The following is a 16,921-nucleotide window of genomic DNA, read 5'->3' on the forward strand; positions in this document are numbered from 1 at the left end:
TTAGAAATCTAGGAGCTCTTCTGAACTTTTGGCTAGGGTTTATGTTATTCTGAGGGTCTTTGATAAAAAGTACTTTTTTGTCGTAAATATCAATAGGAATTACGTACCCTGGATCATGATGGTCATAATGGTAATGAGTAACAATGATTACATCAACATCATTAGAAACCTCAAAGATTTTTTTAGCTAGCTCGCCTAGTCTGTCAACTTCTAATTGATGAGGGGGTAAATTATACCTCCTCGGAGCAAGTGAAACAGCAGGATCTACCAGAATTCTTACGTCATTAGTCTCTATAAGTGTAGCTTGAGATCTTACCCCTAAGCTTTCGAAGGCTAGCGGTTTAACTTCCATAACTTTACTCTTCTCTCAAGGATTAAAATCTCATTGTGGTTATGTCCATTATTGCTTCCCTTAAGGATCTTTTCAGCTCTTGAATATCTCTGTACGCCATTCTGAGCCCGTAGTTAGTGCGTCTTTCCATTAACTTTCCTATTCCGTAGATTGCAAATCCAGAGATAGTAGTTATGTGAAAAGGATCGTCGAGTCCGAAGGCGATAAATTTCCCTACAGCTTGGACTGTTCCTCCCTTTACTTCATAATCTCCTAATATCTCTTTAAACGTGTTTTTCATACTTATGATCTGTGTGGAGAAACGATTTAAAGGAGAACGCATCGTATCAAGGTATTTTAACGTAATAAGACCCATGTGTATTACCTCACAAAAGAATTTTAAACAAGATAAGACAGTGTTTAATTAATGCTAGATGACATCATTGCCATATTCAGTATCTTAGTCTCAGGCTGGAGTGTTTATAATTCACTTTTAGCGATGTATGGTTTCACATGGTCTCCTACAAAACACACGAACTATTCTGGCAAGACATTTTCTATTATTATACCCGCTAAAAACGAGGAAAAAGTCCTACCGCGACTTCTAGATAGGTTGATAAACCAAGAGTACGATAAGTCCAAATACGAAATAATAGTAGTTGAGGACGGTTCTACTGACAAAACGTATGAAGTATGTAAACAATACGAAGAAACTTACAGTAGAGATTTCATAAAATGTCTTAAGTTAGATCAGCCTAAAGTACCTAACGGGAAAAGTAGGGCTCTGAATTATGCATTAAAAATAGCCAATAATGAAATTATAGGAATTTTTGATGCCGATACAGTTCCGAAATTAGATGTCTTAAACCAAGCATCTTCTTGGTTTGATAAGAATGAGGTGGTTGCTGTACAAGGGAAACTAATACCGATTAACGTAACGGAAAATATTGTGACAAGGTTTGCGAGTATTGAAGAACTCTTCCATGAATACTCTATTGCCGGTAGGGCACGCTTGGGCTTATTTGTGCCCCTTGAAGGGACTTGTACTTTCATAAGGAAAGAAACGCTGGAGAAAATAGGAGGGTGGAATGAGTTCACCTTAACCGAGGACCTCGACTTAAGTATATCCTTAATCTCTCAAGGTTTTCAAATAAAATATGACCCTATGATAATAGCCTGGCGAGAAGTACCATCCAGCCTAAGATGGTTGGTCAAACAAAGGTTAAGATGGTATAGGGGACATTTCGAAGTAACGATAAGATTGCCCCAAGGCAAAAAACTAGACCCTAAAATAATAGACGGATTCTTACTCATAGGTACGCCTTTATTAATGGTATTGAATTTAGTTAATTATTCATTAGTGTTAATCTACTCCACATCTCTGTTTGTTATAGCTGCATCCTTCGTTTCAGCAGCCTCGTTTATCTCCTTCATAGTAACCGTCACTATTTCAAGAAAACATCTTATTGAATCCTATTACTCAATATTATCACTCATTTACATGAATTTCGTTGTTCTCTTAAATTTAACAGCACTATTTATGGAAATCGTCAGAGCACCTAAGGTCTGGATAAAGACGGAGAGGAGTGGAAAAATAACATCGGAGGTCTAGAGATGATAATAGATGAGTTAGTTAATTCAAAAATCATTGACACATTATCACATAAGCGTGAGGATAAAGTATTATACGTCACAGATCTAGTTAGATGTGCTCTTAAGATAAAATACGAAGAAAAATATAAGGAACTTTCCTTAGCAGAGTCGATTAAACCGTCTGCAATTCTCGGGGATTTAGTCCATGAAGGGCTGGAGAAATTCCTAGCTGAGAAATTTAATGCAAAGTTGGAAGTAGAAAGTGAGAAGCAAGTTACATTAGCTCAAGACGTGTACAAAATAAAAGGCAGAGCAGACGCGATCATTGAGGGAGAAAAGAAAATAGTTATAGAAATTAAAACAGCTAGAGCTGATAAAGGCTTACCGTTAGAACATCATAAACAGCAGTTGAGGTTATACTTGTGGCTTTTCGACGCCAATGAAGGGATCCTAGTCTACATTACCCCGGATAGAGTAACGGAATACAGTATCCGTAATAAGGCTGAGGACGACGAAGTGATAAGACTTGTAGAGGAGACAATCAAATTGCTGAAAACCCCCCGATATAACTGGGAATGCAGTTATTGCATCTTTAACGTAATATGCCCAGAGTCTAGGAAAAACAAGTGAAAACGTCTGTTATTATTTTATATTTTGATTGCCAGAGTTTTTACACAATATGGAAACCAGAAAAAGACCTACCGTAATGACTATAGCTGGAAGCGATTCTGGTGGAGGGGCTGGGTTACAAGCAGATCTAAAAACCTTCACTTCTTTAGGAGTTTTCGGAACTACAATTATTACTGGACTGACAGCTCAAAACACTCAAGGAGTCTATAAAGTCTTAGAGGTACCTTTAGATTTCATAGAAGCACAGTTTGACGTAGTAATGAAAGATCTTTCACCTCAATTTGCCAAGACAGGTATGCTAGCTAACTCATCAATAGTTAAACTAGTAGAGAAAAAAATCTTGGAGTATTCAATAAAACTAGTTTTAGACCCAGTGATGGTAGCCAAGAGCGGAGATCAACTCGTAACTGAGGACACCGTTGAGGCTTTGAAAAGCCTTATGAAACATTCCCTTATTACGACACCTAACAAGTTTGAAGCCGAGAAGCTCACGTCCCAGAAGATAAATAGTATGGAAGATTTGATGAAAGCAGCGAAAAAAATCTATGAGGAACAAGGCGTGAACGTTGTTGTTAAAGGAGGATCTACTTTAGGGGGAATTGATGCTGCTATAATTAACGGAAACGTAATAACCCTAAGGGGAGAAGAGGTAAATACTACTAACACACATGGAAGCGGAGACGTGTTCTCAGCCGCAATTACAGCCTATCTGGCTAAAGGAGAGACCTTAGAGAACGCCGTGAGGCTAGCTAAAAATTATGTTAATGAAAGCATAAAGTTCTCCCTATCCCTAGGAAAAGGGCACGGTCCGGTAGATCCCTTCGCCCCTATAGAAAGAATAGTAGAGAGAGAACAAGCAAGAAGTACTATTGAGAAAATACTATGGAACATTGAAAAGGAACCAGAGTTAATTACTACTTTATTAGATGAGGAGGATAAGTCGAATCTTGCAGTAGCAACAAGTTACGGAGATATTGCGAGCCTTGCTGGAGGGATAATCAGATACCTTGATAAGCTAAAACTTGACGGACCGATATTAGTTAATATAAACAATAAAGTTACTGAAGTAGCTAGAAAGTATAACAAAAAGATAGTATTATCCTTAACAGTTACAGATCGACTATTGAAAAAAGCTGAAGAAGGAAAAATAATACCTACTACCAGTGGTAAGACCGGGGATGTGATAATTGAAGGTGGAAGAGCTTATCTGACAGCTTATAGTTGCGAGGAATTAATAGGCAAATTGAGGGCTTTGACAAAATGATAACTGTCGTTGGAAGTTATAACGTGGACTTCATCTTAAAGGTAGATAAATTCCCTGAAGAAGGAGAGACTGTCTTCATCAAAGACATTTATATAAGCCACGGCGGTAAGGGATCTAACCAAGCTGTCTCGGCATCAAGATTAGGAGCTAAAGTTAAATTGATTGCGGCTGTAGGTAATGATGAGTACGGCAGAAGGGCAATAAGCTTTTGGGAAGACGAAAAGATAGACGTGGGATATGTTAAAATAAAGAATGCACCTACCGGCTCAGCATATATTATTGTAAACGAGAACGGTCAGAATATGATAGTGGTAAACAGAGGTGCGAATATCTTTCTTTTACCTGAAGACTTAAACAGTGAATTAAAAGGTGAAGTAGTGCTAACGCAGTTAGAAATAAGGGAAGACACTGTGAAAAAGGCTTTGAGAGAGTTTAACGGATTGAGAATTTTAAATCCAGCTCCTGCGACTCTTAACGATATTTCAATCTTGGACTATGTAGACATCCTCACTCCCAATGAAGTGGAATTTAAAGAGTTGAGTGGTGCTGACGATCTAGATTACGGTATCGAAGTGTTGTTAAAAAAAGTAAAAAAGGCTGTAATAATAACATTAGGAGAAAAAGGTGCATTAATAGGGATGAGGAATAAGAGAATAAGAGTGGAAACAATGAAGGTTAACGCTATTGACACAACTGGTGCTGGTGATGTATTTAACGCGACGTTGGCTGTGTATTTAGAAAAAGGTTATGAAATTGAGAGGGCAGTAAGAATAGCTAACATAATTGCAGCGTATTCGACCACTAAGATTGGAGCTTTAGGTCCTAGGTTAGAGGAGGTGAAAAGTTTAATTGAGGAAGAAGCTTAGAATCAAGAAAACCGAAGAAAAAGAAGAAGGGCACAAGTGTATAGGTTTATGTTGTGATGATTTGGTAAGTATTGAAGAACGAGATGATGTGAAATGAAGATCATATTCTTAGGGACTGGTGCTGGAGCCACCTTCGGGAGCAAGAGAATGAAAGCGGGTATTTACGTAAAGGGAGAAAAAAATTCCGTAGTCTTAGACATGGGTACTGGAGCTAATTTTAAGTTAGAAGATATGGGATTACTGGACTTTTCGACATTATTCATTACACACTTACACATCGATCACTTTAACGGAATTTTCGACCATCTAGTCCAGAGAAAACTGAAGGGATTACAGACCTTGAGGATATATTCCCCTAAGGGGCTCACGGAAGTCCTTAACACGTATATAAAAAGCGGAAATAACATATACGCTGAAGTAATAGAATCTGATTTGCCTTCGGCGGAAGTAGGTGAACTTCAAGTTTACTCTATAAAAGGATGTCATAGCATATATGATGTAGCGTATGTAATTTCCGACGGTAAGAAGAAAATACTTTACACTGGAGACACAGCTGAACCTTGTGAAGACATTCTTAAAGAGTCCGAAAAAGTAGACTTAGTAATCCACGAGAGCAGTTGTATAGACGATTGTTCAAAATGGGGGCATACGTCCCTTAAACAACTCATGGAGCTTTTTCCGAGAGAGAAACTAATTCTCACTCACATTCCCGCTCAAATAGAAGATGAAATTAGAAAATTGGCTAAAGGATATAATATAGCTTTTGATGGTTTTATAATGGATGTGTAGATTACTGGCATTCGACGTAAAAGAGAAAGTCGAGCTAGAAGTGATTAAGGCCTTCGTAAATGCTACTAAAAATGACATTTATTTTAAATATATCTCACATTCTCACGGTTGGGGAATATCGGCGATAATTGAAATAAACGGTAAACACAAGCTAGTCTATTATAAATCTCCGGAACCAATATACGAGGATGAGTTCTTTTACAATATTGTTAACTTACTAAAAGGTGATAGGGTTACCGGTATAATCCACGCTAGAAAGGCTGGGAAAGAATTCCTTATAGGGTTAAGGCATAACCACCCCTACCACATGAAAACTAAGACCCATGACCTTTACTTCGCTCATAACGGTTCAATAAACAGGAAGGCTTTCAGCCAGCCAGATTACCCTAGTACGGATAGCTATCTATTCTTTCTGGAGTTAGTTAAGGCCTTAGAGAGCTCTCAACAAGGGATAGAAAGAGTTTACAAACAAGTAATAGATAATTTAAGTAAGTTCTCTTCAAGCTTAAATTCGGCTCTCCTTACTTTTAATGAAATAGAGGGACCGGTAGTCTACTTCGCTCACTACTATAATAAGGAGAGGATTAAAGAGATGGAAGAATATTATAAAGTGTACAAGTACGGAAATTACGTCTTCTCTTCTACGGTAGGATATTATCTTAATAGAGACGTCGAAAGTGTTGAATTGGGAAGAGTAATCAGATTGTTAAATGATTAAAGAATTTAAATAAACTAGATGAGAAATTTATTTTATGCCAAAAGAAGAGATAGTTGAAGCTAAAATTTTAGACTATGGTAAGCTAAAAACAATATATAGCTCAATCCAATTCGCCAGAGCTTATGCTAAAATAGTGAAAGACGGACCACCTCCTAGGGATATACCTAAGGAATTGTACTATCAAGCTCTACAGTCTAATGAAATAAGATATGGACCGCTGAAGGTGATAAACAACGGAAATTTAATCAAGATAGCTGAAGTTAACGCTCTAGTTAAGTCCGATAGAGAAGGAATACCTCTCTACGCTATAGTGGATTTCACAGACGGAATCAAAGTATACCTTGCTTATGAAAAGCCAAAGACAGTCGTGGGTGTGGATATCGGTGTAAGACATTTGTTTACTATCGTGGCAATCAGGGGGACGACACCTTGGAAAGTAAGGTACTGGGGTAATGAAGTCATAATAAACGAAATGATTAAAATTTTAGGAGATCCACAAGGTTTGCCAGAACTTAAAAACATGAGATCGAAAATAAAAGGAATCGTAGATGAGGCAGTAAAGTTTATAGATGAACTTGAGCCAAAAGTCGTGGCATTAGAAGACTTAAAACTATTTGAAGGTAAGGCAGGTCAAGCCCTAAGAGTAGTTGAGGAGATGTTGGAAGAAAGACTGTACAATGCTGGAATTAGGTATAGGAGGTTATCTCCGTTTAATACAAGCAAGATCTGCTCTAAGTGCGGATATAAGAAAGGAGAAATAATGGGACCTTTATTTGTATGTCCTGCCTGCGGATTTAAGTCCGAAAGAGATTATAACGCAGCTTATAATCTAGCTCTTCAGTGCTACTACCAATGCTAGATCTTCCAGTACTCCCTTAAGATCCTTTTTTCTGTAGAGAGGAATTCCGCAAATTTACTTCTCGTTCTATCAGCACTTTTAGTACCCGCATAGTCCTTTTTCTCACCCTCTAACCCCTCTACAAAAGCCTTTATGCCCCTCTTCAAACCTACGCTATACCCACCCTCTAATACGGCGTAAAACTTGTTTCTATGTCCTAAAATGCCTAACGCATTATAAGTCCTTTCGGTAGCCCTAATACTAGCCAATCCGTCATCTTCGAAGGCGTCAAAACCGGCTGAAAATGCTATGAGTGTCGGTTTAAAGTCGTCTAATATTGATTGGATTATAGGGAATAAATCCTCATATAAATCATCCCCAGCCAGTGGTGGTAAAAGGAGATTAACCTTTGTACCTTTAGCTTCTCCCCCACCTATCATGTCAGGAAAACCGGTCCCAGGGTAAAGGGTATGAGGATCTTGATGAATATCTATGTGCACGACATCTGGGTTTTCCCAGAAGATTTCTTGTGTACCGTTGCCATAATGAACGTCAAAGTCTATGATAGCTACTCTTTTCAACTTCAATTTCAAGATGGGGTAAGCTATGTTGTTAAAGATACAAAAACCTAAAGTAGGTGCTCCTAAAGCTCTACCTGATTTACCCGCGTGATGACCCGGAGGGCGAACTAAAGCAAAACCCTTATTTTTATATGCTGTTAACGCTCCGCCTAACGCTAACAATGCAGAATTCCACGTGTGTTCGTTAGTATATGTATCGGCGTCTAACCATTCTCCTCTCTTGGAAGATAATTTTACTAGATTTACGTAGTTATCGTCATGAACGACTTTTGGCTCGTCCTCACCTACTTGATCTGGAGAGATAATAGGATTCTCTTTCAGGACTGACAACACAGTCTTTAATCTTTCGGGATTCTCAGCGTGACTAGAGGGATGTTGATGAAGAAGATATGTCTCGGAGTAAACTAGTGGTATTTTCATTTACTTTAATACTTTCTCCCTGAGAATAAAAGTGTATGAATAGAGTGGCAAAAGTAAAGGAGTTAATGGTTAAAAACAACGTTGACTACATGTTGCTAGGTCCCGGAAGTAATATGTTCTATTTAAGTGGGTTCTCAGAAGAACAGATGGAAAGACCTTTATTTCTTATCATTAGTCAATGGGACACTTACTTTTTAGCTCCGAAAATTTACGAGGAACAGCTTGAAAAACTGAACTTTAACGTGGTTTCTTATAACGATGGAGAAAACCCCTACAAAAAGCTGAATATAGAGAAAGGTAAAAGTATAGCTATTGACGACACGCTATGGTCTGCCTTCACCATAGACATTTTAGATTCGTTTTCTCCTTCTCGCCTAATAAAGGCTAGTAATATAATGAGAGAGGTAAGAATAATTAAAGATGATGAGGAGATCGCCATTATGAAAGAGGGACTTAAGATCGCCGAAAAGTCCTTCCTTGAGACATTAGAAATGGCAAAAGAGGGAGTGACGGAGAGAGAAATCTCTACATACTTAGTACACAGGTTTATCGAAAACGGAGCTGACGGATATTCATTCGAACCTATCATAACTTCCGGGAGTAATACATCGATGCCCCACCTCCGTTCTACCAGTAAGAAAGTTAGAAACGGTGAGGTTATAATATTCGACTTTGGCGTGAAATACAAAGGATACTCAACAGATACTACGAGAGTCGCCTTTTTAGGAACTCCTACCGAGGAAGTAAAGAAGATTTATGAGGTAGTCAAGGAAGCTCAAGCGAAAGCTGAAGAATCCACAAGAGAAGGTATAAAAGCTTGCGAAGTTGACAAGATTGCTAGAGGACTAATATCTTACTACGGATATGGAGACAAATTTATTCATAGAACTGGCCACGGCATAGGAATAGACGTTCATGAAGAACCTTATATATCTCCCGACAACAAGAGAAACTTACAAAATAACATGACGTTCACTATCGAGCCTGGGATATACCTTCCTGGAAAGTTCGGCATAAGGATTGAAGATATGGTTTACATTAAAAACGGAAAGTCTGTAATCATGAATGAGCTCGAGAAAGAGATATTTAGGATCTAAGCGTATAACCATGCTTTTTTAAGTCTCTTTACACCTTCAACTATTTGTTCCTCTGTAGCTACAGATACGCTTAACCTAGCCATCGTCTCACCGCCTCTTAAGAAGAAAGTCCTTGCCGGAACGAAGCTGAGCCCTAGTTTCACCGCTTCTAAAAACACTTTCCATGAGTCCTTCTTTAAGTCTAATAGTAGAAAGAACCCGCATTTTGGAGGGTTAAAGTCTTTAAAACCTTCGTTTTGAAGCGAATCTGTAAGGACACTCATCTTCTTTCTGTAATGCTCCGATAACGATTTCATCCTACTTGTCACGATACCTTTTCTTATAAGCCTAGCTACAACGTATTGATTTATCGTAGAAGTTGAGAAGTCCATTTGCTCCAGTAAAGCCAGTTTTTGTGATATATCCTCCCTAGCTATAACAAACCCTATCCTTAATCCAGGGGCTATTATTTTACTGAAAGAACTGATGTAAATAACCCTACCTTCTTTATCGAAATACTTGATAGGTTTTGGAGTACTTCCAGCTATGGGCTTATAAGGATCATCCTCAAGGATATAAAAATCGTATTTACTTGCCAGCTCCACTAACTTTTTCCTTCTCTCCTCACATAAGTTAACTCCTGCAGGATTATGACAATTTGGTATAACATAAAGGAGCTTTATCTTCACTATCTTCAATAACATCTCAAGTTCATCGACATTAATTCCGTTTGAGTCTAAAGAAATTGGAACTACTACATTACTTCTCAGCTTAAGAGGAGTAAAGGTTTCGACAAAAGTAGGGTTTTCTACAGCTATTGTGTCGTTTTCGAGGAAGTACTTAGCTAATAACTCCATAGCATGTTGAGCTCCGCTCGTAACTACTATTTCGCTTTCTTTGGCTGATAAGTCGAGAGACGGTAATAAGATGTTTTTTATTTCCTTTATTAACTCCTCTTGACCACCAGCACCAGGGTAAAAGAGAACTTTACTTCCGTATTCATCAATTACTTCTTCATAAGCTTCCTTTATTTCCTTCAGAGGCATAACTCTTGGATCTGGCGTCCCACTAGCTAAGTTTATTTCAACCTTCTTAGCTGTTTGTGAGCCTAATTCTACCGGCGACAATTCTATTTCTTTTCCGATTCTGGAGACCATCTACCCCTCACCACTATTTCTGTACCCAAGCCTATTTTCTTAGCTTTTTCATATAATACTTTCATAACCGCTACGTCTTCCAGCCCTATCCCTAAGGATTTAAAAACTGTTATTTCGTCCTCGCTTTTCCTCTTTATTTGCCCATCTATAACGGAAGAAATCGGTACAACTTTATCCCAGTCTAACATCTTCATTTTATCTGCTAAAATTAGGTCTCCCGCCTCTTCCTTAGCTTGTTGTAGATCTTCAACAACTATCAAAGATGCTACTTTGAGGACTTCTGGAAACAATTCCACCCTTTCTGGTAAATTAGATCCCATTGCGTTAATGTGAACACCTTTCTCTAGAAATTCAGATTTGAGAAAAGGATCCTTTGAATTCGTCACGGTGACTATCACTTCTGCATCTTTACACGCATCTTTGTAATCCTTGGCTTTTATCACGTTAAAGCCGTCCTTAAGCAACTGTTTCACTTCTAACTCTAGCTTCTCTTTGCTAAACACTTTAATAGTAACACCTTTCTTCAGTTCATGAAATGCTCTAACTTGGAATTGACCTTGTCTCCCGAGACCTATAACCGTAATGTGAGAATAACTTGGTTTTGCTAGATAGTCAGCTGCAATTACTGAAATAACTCCCGTTCTAATTCTGGTCAGAAGATCCGCCTCAGTTATTAACAATAACTCCCCGTTCTCGTCAAAGAGCATAGAAATGAAAGAACCTTTGAGAAATACTTTAAAGCCTAAATAACTGTCTATGCCACCCGCTTGATAAGTTAGTACACTACCGTGATACGACGTTCTCACCCTTTTCGTATTAGCGGCGAGACCAGAATTCAATTGTTTAAAAGCTCTGACTAGTGAATCATAAACTTCCCTATAGTTTAACACCTTTTCAACGTCATTCTCTCGGAGCAGTAATGCCATTTAGTCCCTATTATCTTATGCCTTTCTGCTTAAAAGTAAAACTAATATAATTTTTCAATTATGGAATTAACCCCGAGGTTACAAGATATTATCTCAATTTTAAAAGAAAGGGGAACCGTAAATCTAAAAGATCTAGCCCTAGAACTTAAAATATCTCCAAAGACAGCTAAGGGTTACGCAAGGGAATTGTATCGGCTTGGTTTTGTAGAAATAGATGAAAATGATAACCTAAAGTTGAAGAACGAGAACCCTGATAGTGTAGAACATCTAAAGAAGACTGTCGAGATCCACGATAATGAAATAGCTTTACTCAAGAAAGAAATTGAACAACTAAAAGAGGAAATAACAAGACTTAAAAAAGCCCCTAAGAAGTAAGCCCTAAGGATAGTTTCATGACATAAGAAAGCCATCTTAACATTTTTCCGTTATCAAGCTTACTATTCCCTTTTTCTCTATCTCGGAATATTATCGGAACTTCAACAATCCGTAAATTATTCCTCAACACTTTGTATATAGCACAAATTTGAAACTCATAACCACCAGCGTTCTGGCAAGATGAAACGACTTCAACAGCTTTAGCACTATAGACTCTATAACCCGAAGTGTTATCCTGAACTGGAGAACGAAGAAGTATCCTAGTGATCAAATTCGCCCCCTTACTTATGATTTTTCTTTTCAAAGGCCAGTTTTCGATCTTTCCGCCTTGTATGTACCTAGAGCCTATAACTAGATCAGTGTTCAAACTGGCGTTAAACATTGAAGGTAAGAAAGAGGGATCGTGACTGAGGTCTGCGTCCATAGTAGCGATATGTGACAGCCCCATCTCAACAGCCTTTCTTAACCCAAACCTCAAGGCACTTCCTAGACCTCTCTCGTTCGTTCTTACAAACACTACTGCACCCATCTGCTTAGCTATTTCTGCAGTATTATCCCCACTATTATCATCAACTACAATTACTACTACATCCTTTACCCTCTCCCTGATTTCCTTTATCAACACCTTAATGTTGTCAGCTTCATTATACGTTGGGACTACTACTCCGTACATTACACATTTCCCATATTTTGTCACTTACATAATGTAAATTTATTCCAAACTTTCCTTTCCTTTCAGCCATAGCTTTCTCCTTTGACATTACCACTTTTATTATGGATACGGGTAAACCGGTTTTTGTCTTTACCAAGACTATATCCCCCTCTTTACATTCACAATCGTAACTTACAATTCCAGGGGCAAACAAGTCAGCACCTTTAACCACATGCTTCACCGCTCCTTCGTCAATAGTCACAGAAGATATATTCAACTTAAACTTCTGTATCAAACATATTGTAGGAATGAGTTCCTCTGAGAAGAAAGATAGTAAACCATCTATGAAATAATATACTTCCTTTTTTTCCTTACCTATTTCCACTTTACCGTCCAATTCCCAACCATACTTTTCTTTGACCCTAGATAAAAACTCCCTCTTATCCTTTTCAGACAACATATGCTTCTGCAAGACTTACTTCACCAGATCCTCAAATTTTACGGGCATTTTGTATATATACTTGCCTATACATTGTTCAATTGCATTAATAATTGCTGGAGTCGCAGCTACCGCTCCAGCCTCACCTATTCCTTTACTACCAGTTGGATGCGGAGACTTACCGAAGGTAATATAATGCCACTCAATCTCAGGGACTTCCACGGCTGTAGGTAAAGGATACTCTGTAAAGTTAGAGTTTATCTGAACCCCATTATCGTTAAACACAACCCCTTCAAGTATAGCCTGAGAAATTCCTTGCAATATACCACCAATAGCCTGACCCTCTGCTAGCAAGGGATTTATTACCACACCTACATCATCAATAGCTATATACTTTGTTATCTTTACCTTACCCGTCTCGTCAACGGTTACCTTAGCTAAATGGACACCATAAGGCGTTGTAGGTGGTGTGTTAACTTTATATACAGCTGTAAAGTCGAGACTTTCACCCATTGAATACGCGTTCCGGACTATATCATTAAATTTAACCTCTCTACCGTCTTTCTTATGTCTAACTTTCCCTTCAGTGTATTCTACCTCTTCTACATCCGCGTTGAGAAGTTTGGACCCTATTTCAATTAGTTTAGCCTTCAACTTTTCACTAGCTAAAATAACTGCCGAACCGCCAATTGTCACCGTTCTGCTTCCCCAAGTACCTATTCCGTCTTCAATAATCTCTGTATCACCCCATCTTATCTCTATTTTTTCCATAGGTAACTGAAGGACATCTGCGGCAATCTGAACAAAAGCGGTAGGATCTCCTTGACCATGAGGACCGGTTCCAGTTACAAGAGTCACTTTGCCATCACTCTTGACATATATTCTTGCTACTTCCCAAGGCCCGAAAGCCGTGATTTCAACATATGTAGAAACACCTACACATCCATCGCCCTCATTCTTCAACTTTTCGTAATAACTCTTTCCAATCTCAAGAAGTTTCTTAACATCACCACTATCGTAAGTAATGCCGAAAACGTTTTTGTAAGGCAACGAGTCTATTACGTTCTTTAACCTGATTTCGTATTGGTCTATTCCGAGTTCGTTTGCAACTATATTCACTATTCTCTCTATAAAGTAAGTACCTTCGGGTCTACCTGCACCGCGGTAAGACTGAGTGGGAGTTATGTTTGTGTGAACCGCGTAAGCGTCAATCTCGGCTCCGATCAGCTTATATAAACCCGGAAGCATTCTAACTGAGCTCTTTACATTACCTAGCTCATCGTCGTTCGCATCATAATACGGTGCACCTAGGTTTCCTACTAATCTTCCCTTTATACCTAAGATTGTTCCATCCTTCTTAACGGCAACTTGGAAATCAAGGAACTTGTCTCTCCCATGACCTGCAGATATCATTTCCTCAGTCCTTGTAGGGATCCACTTTAAGGGTTTTCTAGTAATGATCGCTAACTTGGCTAAAGCATATTCTTCTGGATGAGCAATGATCTTGCTTCCGAAAGCACCTCCGACGTCAGGTTGGATAACTCGGATGTTTTCCATTCCTAAGAAGCTTACTAAATTACGCCTCAAGTAATGAGCAGATTGTGTAGAAGAGTAGAAGGTTAACTTGGTACCGTCATAATATGCTACGGCACCCCTTGTTTCTAAAGGAGAAGCGATTACCCTCTGATTGTAAAGTCTTCCAGATATTACCTTGTCAGCCTCCCTAAAGGCTTTCTCAACATCTCCACCTTTCCATGTTTCTTTATAAGCAATGTTACTCTCTAACTTAGAGTACACTTTTACATGATCCTTTAAAGCCTCTTCTGGATCCAAGACATATTGAAGAGGCTCATACTCAACTTCAATACTCTCCAACATGTCATATGCTTCATATCTGTCCTTAGCAATTACTGCCGCAATAGGCTGACCCACGTAAGTAACCTCTTGTGAAGCTATCGGAAAGTCCTTTCCAGGATTTATGTCCTCACCAGTATACACACCTTGAGTTTTCCTAACCCTTATCCTAGCATGAGGGACTGTGCTCCTAAGAAAGGCAACAAATAACATCCCTGGAAATTCGATATCATCTACGTAGACTCCTTTACCCGTAATTAACCTTACATCTTCAACTCTCTTTATTGGTTTACCAACGTACATATCATATTTTTAAATGTCAGTAAATTAAAAACTCTAGCATTAAAGTAAGTTAACGAAAGTGCGATTAATTCAAAGAATTTTGAACATAATGAAAGTACCTACCATGTCTGGTTATTTTATTTTCCTTCATTAACTGTATTAGGGCATCGTTTACCTCTGGTGCTGGTCTGTTCACTAACTTCAGTAGCTCGTTAAAGGTTATCCACCCCTTCTCTTTCATTAGTCTCTCCACTTCATCTTTCACTGAACTCATGCTAAGCTAAAGAAGTAACAACAGTTAAAAAATACACATAAAACAGAGCTTGCATAGATGTTAAACAATTATGAAGCTCTATTTTCCTATACTGGCTTCAGACGTAACAATAATTTTAGGTACAATACTCTTGCTCAATAAAGTCCCTTTTTTAATCACTGTTGGTAGTATAATAGACATAGTTTTGCTTACCATTGCCGCTTACCTAATTTATAAGGGCATAAAATATTCGGATGTTCTGGGATTTGTCTTAAGTATAATTCAAATTCTAGGTAATTCTACTGATCCAGTTCATTTGAGAGCACTGAACGAGTTTGGCACAACATTATACTTGTCTATTTTAGACATCTTAATGGTGTTGTCATTTTACGTGTTTCCCCTAACCTACATAACTATGTTTCTTATAAAGAGAAAAAATCCCGTCACTTAACCCTCATATTCTACTGGGTCTTTTAATCCGTTAATTTCGAACGCTTTTTTCCTCATGTAACATGGGCCACATCTACCGCAATGTTTTTCGCCACCCTCATAACAACTCCACGTTAAATGTAACGGTGCACCTATCTCTACACCTAACTTAACTATTTCATGTTTTACTAAATTCCCTACGGGCATTAACACGTCAACTTTCTTGTTAGGACCAGTAGCATAAGGTGATAGTTTAGCGAAAAGTCTCACGAATTCCATCTCGTTATCAGGATAAGCTCCTGCTTCCTCGAGATTTATTCCCGAGGCTATTGCATCATATCCATGTGCCTCAGCAATAGCCAATGCTACGGAAAAGAATACTAGGTTTCTAGCGGGAACCCACTCGTGTGCGAACTCTGCTCCTTCTTCACCTCTTCTGTCCTTCACTATTTCTCCTCCACCCTTAAGAAGTGTCGAGTGTCCAACAATCTTGAAAAGATCCGTGTCTATCATCATGTAAGGGACTTGCAAAAATTCAGCGATCTTCTTCACTGCCTCTTTCTCTTTTTCCTCGGCTTTGTGGTGGTAATTGAAGTGGAGTAAAGTCACCTCATATCCATTCTTAAGTAAATAGGTAGCTGCAACAGTCGAGTCAAGCCCTCCACTAGCTATCACTAAAGCCTTCTTCCTTGGTTTCTCATCTAACAACGGGATTTCCTTTATTCCCATATTGTTTGATACTTTAACAATCGAGTAGGGATTTAGCTTCCTGACAAAGACACTGTCTAAGGGCCTAATACTGAAATATTCGTCTAAAGAGGTAAAGAATATAGCCCCTAATTCTTTATCGTACATCATATAAACAGGTTTAAAGTTTTGAGCGACGTAAATCGTGTTGGGATCTGACTTGTCACCTATTATGAAAGCAAAGCTGCCCTTTACATCTTGAAGAATCGTTTTCAAGACTTCAAGGTCTCCGTTCCATGCCTTATCCAAGATGGGAGGAATAACACTGCTATCTATCTTACTTTGCTTCCTGACTTTGTACTTCTTTTCGAGTTCTGAGTCATTAGCAATTATGCCGTTATGAGTAACGATATACCGTTCTCCTTCAAATGGCTGAATCTCGTTATAGTTCTTATCCTTTACATATTCGGTTGTGGGTTCAGCCCTATTATTTGCTATGACAACTCTGCTGTTTTCATCTAAAACCCCTTTTAACTTCTCCTCATTTAACGAAGGTCTTCCGACTGACTTTACTACCTTAGTCTTACCGTCAATCTGAATTACTGCAACTCCGAAACTATCCCTTCCTCTATCTTCAGCTTTCTTCAAAATCTCTATAAGCTTAGCTTCGATCTCCTTGTAGTTCTCATGTTTAAGTATAAGTACTCCTGATACACTACACATTAAAGGCACTTAGCTTATAGGTATTTATAAAGTTAGTG

Annotated in this window: 20 protein-coding genes; 10 read left to right on the forward strand and 10 right to left on the reverse strand. The window is 38.5% G+C overall.

Translation table 11 applies throughout. The annotated features are described in order from the left end of the window. Together WIW89_RS03660 and WIW89_RS03665 are read right to left on the reverse strand one after the other, a co-directional pair. Window positions 1-352 (reverse strand): MBL fold metallo-hydrolase (locus WIW89_RS03660; protein WP_337719794.1); only part of this gene is annotated, 352 nt, incomplete at its 3' end. 22 nt (window positions 353-374) lie between these two features. Then, window positions 375-632 carry a hypothetical protein gene (locus WIW89_RS03665; protein ID WP_337719795.1) on the reverse strand — a complete coding sequence of 86 codons (258 nt, stop codon included), beginning with the start codon at window positions 630-632 and terminating at the stop codon, window positions 375-377. Window positions 633-758: 126 nt separating this feature from the next. Between WIW89_RS03665 and WIW89_RS03670 the strand changes: the two genes are divergently transcribed. From WIW89_RS03670 to WIW89_RS03700, 7 genes are all read left to right on the forward strand, one after another. Next, entirely contained in the window at window positions 759-1,943 is a 1,185-nt protein-coding gene (locus tag WIW89_RS03670) for a glycosyltransferase (RefSeq protein ID WP_337719796.1), read from the forward strand. A gap of 2 nt (window positions 1,944-1,945) precedes the next feature. Beyond that, window positions 1,946-2,554, forward strand: a complete 609-nt coding sequence (gene cas4, locus WIW89_RS03675; RefSeq protein ID WP_337719797.1) for a CRISPR-associated protein Cas4 — start codon at window positions 1,946-1,948, stop codon at window positions 2,552-2,554. A gap of 49 nt (window positions 2,555-2,603) precedes the next feature. Then, on the forward strand, window positions 2,604-3,818 hold the full coding sequence (gene thiD, locus WIW89_RS03680) for a bifunctional hydroxymethylpyrimidine kinase/phosphomethylpyrimidine kinase (protein WP_337700198.1): 1,215 nt from the start codon (window positions 2,604-2,606) through the stop codon (window positions 3,816-3,818). Then, the gene (locus WIW89_RS03685) at window positions 3,815-4,684 is read left to right on the forward strand and encodes a ribokinase (protein WP_337719798.1); all 870 of its coding nucleotides are present in this window, start codon (window positions 3,815-3,817) and stop codon (window positions 4,682-4,684) included. The genes thiD and WIW89_RS03685 overlap by 4 nt, the downstream gene beginning before the upstream one ends. A 93-nt stretch (window positions 4,685-4,777) precedes the next feature. Continuing rightward, window positions 4,778-5,473, forward strand: coding sequence for an MBL fold metallo-hydrolase (locus tag WIW89_RS03690; RefSeq protein WP_337700194.1), 696 nt, complete (start codon window positions 4,778-4,780; stop codon window positions 5,471-5,473). After that, window positions 5,466-6,191, forward strand: coding sequence for a class II glutamine amidotransferase (locus WIW89_RS03695; RefSeq protein ID WP_337719799.1), 726 nt, complete (start codon window positions 5,466-5,468; stop codon window positions 6,189-6,191). The genes WIW89_RS03690 and WIW89_RS03695 overlap by 8 nt, the downstream gene beginning before the upstream one ends. Before the next feature lie 34 nt (window positions 6,192-6,225). Next, window positions 6,226-7,050: a zinc ribbon domain-containing protein gene (locus tag WIW89_RS03700; protein ID WP_337719800.1), complete on the forward strand. Its 825-nt coding sequence runs from the start codon at window positions 6,226-6,228 to the stop codon at window positions 7,048-7,050. Here the strand turns inward: WIW89_RS03700 and WIW89_RS03705 are convergent. Further along, a complete protein-coding gene (locus WIW89_RS03705; RefSeq protein ID WP_337719801.1) occupies window positions 7,047-8,030 on the reverse strand; it encodes a histone deacetylase family protein in 984 nt (327 codons plus the stop codon). The two genes, WIW89_RS03700 and WIW89_RS03705, sit on opposite strands and share 4 nt — an antisense overlap. A 35-nt stretch (window positions 8,031-8,065) precedes the next feature. Between WIW89_RS03705 and WIW89_RS03710 the strand changes: the two genes are divergently transcribed. Next, a complete protein-coding gene (locus WIW89_RS03710) occupies window positions 8,066-9,127 on the forward strand; it encodes a M24 family metallopeptidase (RefSeq protein ID WP_337719802.1) in 1,062 nt (353 codons plus the stop codon). Here WIW89_RS03710 and WIW89_RS03715 read toward each other — a convergent pair. Both WIW89_RS03715 and WIW89_RS03720 read right to left on the reverse strand, forming a co-directional pair. Then, on the reverse strand, window positions 9,124-10,263 hold the full coding sequence (locus WIW89_RS03715) for an aminotransferase-like domain-containing protein (protein WP_337719803.1): 1,140 nt from the start codon (window positions 10,261-10,263) through the stop codon (window positions 9,124-9,126). The two genes, WIW89_RS03710 and WIW89_RS03715, sit on opposite strands and share 4 nt — an antisense overlap. Then, window positions 10,236-11,189 carry an ornithine cyclodeaminase family protein gene (locus tag WIW89_RS03720; RefSeq protein ID WP_337719804.1) on the reverse strand — a complete coding sequence of 318 codons (954 nt, stop codon included), beginning with the start codon at window positions 11,187-11,189 and terminating at the stop codon, window positions 10,236-10,238. The genes WIW89_RS03715 and WIW89_RS03720 overlap by 28 nt, the downstream gene beginning before the upstream one ends. 60 nt (window positions 11,190-11,249) lie before the next feature. Between WIW89_RS03720 and WIW89_RS03725 the strand changes: the two genes are divergently transcribed. Further along, the gene (locus WIW89_RS03725) at window positions 11,250-11,564 is read left to right on the forward strand and encodes a winged helix-turn-helix transcriptional regulator (RefSeq protein ID WP_337700180.1); all 315 of its coding nucleotides are present in this window, start codon (window positions 11,250-11,252) and stop codon (window positions 11,562-11,564) included. Here the strand turns inward: WIW89_RS03725 and WIW89_RS03730 are convergent. The 4 genes from WIW89_RS03730 to sul7s all read right to left on the reverse strand — a co-directional run bounded on the left by WIW89_RS03730 (window position 11,554) and on the right by sul7s (window position 15,065). Beyond that, entirely contained in the window at window positions 11,554-12,237 is a 684-nt protein-coding gene (locus tag WIW89_RS03730; protein WP_337719805.1) for a polyprenol monophosphomannose synthase, read from the reverse strand. The two genes, WIW89_RS03725 and WIW89_RS03730, sit on opposite strands and share 11 nt — an antisense overlap. Beyond that, complete coding sequence (locus WIW89_RS03735) at window positions 12,209-12,688, reverse strand: RNA-binding protein (RefSeq protein WP_337719806.1); 480 nt, start codon at window positions 12,686-12,688, stop codon at window positions 12,209-12,211. The genes WIW89_RS03730 and WIW89_RS03735 overlap by 29 nt, the downstream gene beginning before the upstream one ends. A 3-nt stretch (window positions 12,689-12,691) precedes the next feature. Further along, the gene (locus WIW89_RS03740; protein ID WP_337719807.1) at window positions 12,692-14,812 is read right to left on the reverse strand and encodes a xanthine dehydrogenase family protein molybdopterin-binding subunit; all 2,121 of its coding nucleotides are present in this window, start codon (window positions 14,810-14,812) and stop codon (window positions 12,692-12,694) included. Between the two features lie 64 nt (window positions 14,813-14,876). Further along, window positions 14,877-15,065, reverse strand: a complete 189-nt coding sequence (gene sul7s / locus WIW89_RS03745) for a winged-helix single-stranded DNA-binding protein Sul7s (protein WP_337700172.1) — start codon at window positions 15,063-15,065, stop codon at window positions 14,877-14,879. Window positions 15,066-15,135: 70 nt separating this feature from the next. Here sul7s and WIW89_RS03750 point away from each other — a divergent pair, with 70 nt between their 5' ends. Further along, window positions 15,136-15,495 (forward strand): hypothetical protein, encoded by a 360-nt coding sequence (locus WIW89_RS03750; protein ID WP_337700170.1) that lies wholly within the window; start codon window positions 15,136-15,138, stop codon window positions 15,493-15,495. Here WIW89_RS03750 and queC read toward each other — a convergent pair. Next, a complete protein-coding gene (gene queC, locus WIW89_RS03755; protein ID WP_337719808.1) occupies window positions 15,492-16,883 on the reverse strand; it encodes a 7-cyano-7-deazaguanine synthase QueC in 1,392 nt (463 codons plus the stop codon). The two genes, WIW89_RS03750 and queC, sit on opposite strands and share 4 nt — an antisense overlap. Between the last annotated feature and the right edge of the window lie 38 nt (window positions 16,884-16,921).

The sequence above is a fragment of the Stygiolobus sp. CP850M genome (genome assembly GCF_037389425.1).
Classification (GTDB): Archaea; Thermoproteota; Thermoprotei_A; order Sulfolobales; family Sulfolobaceae; genus Stygiolobus.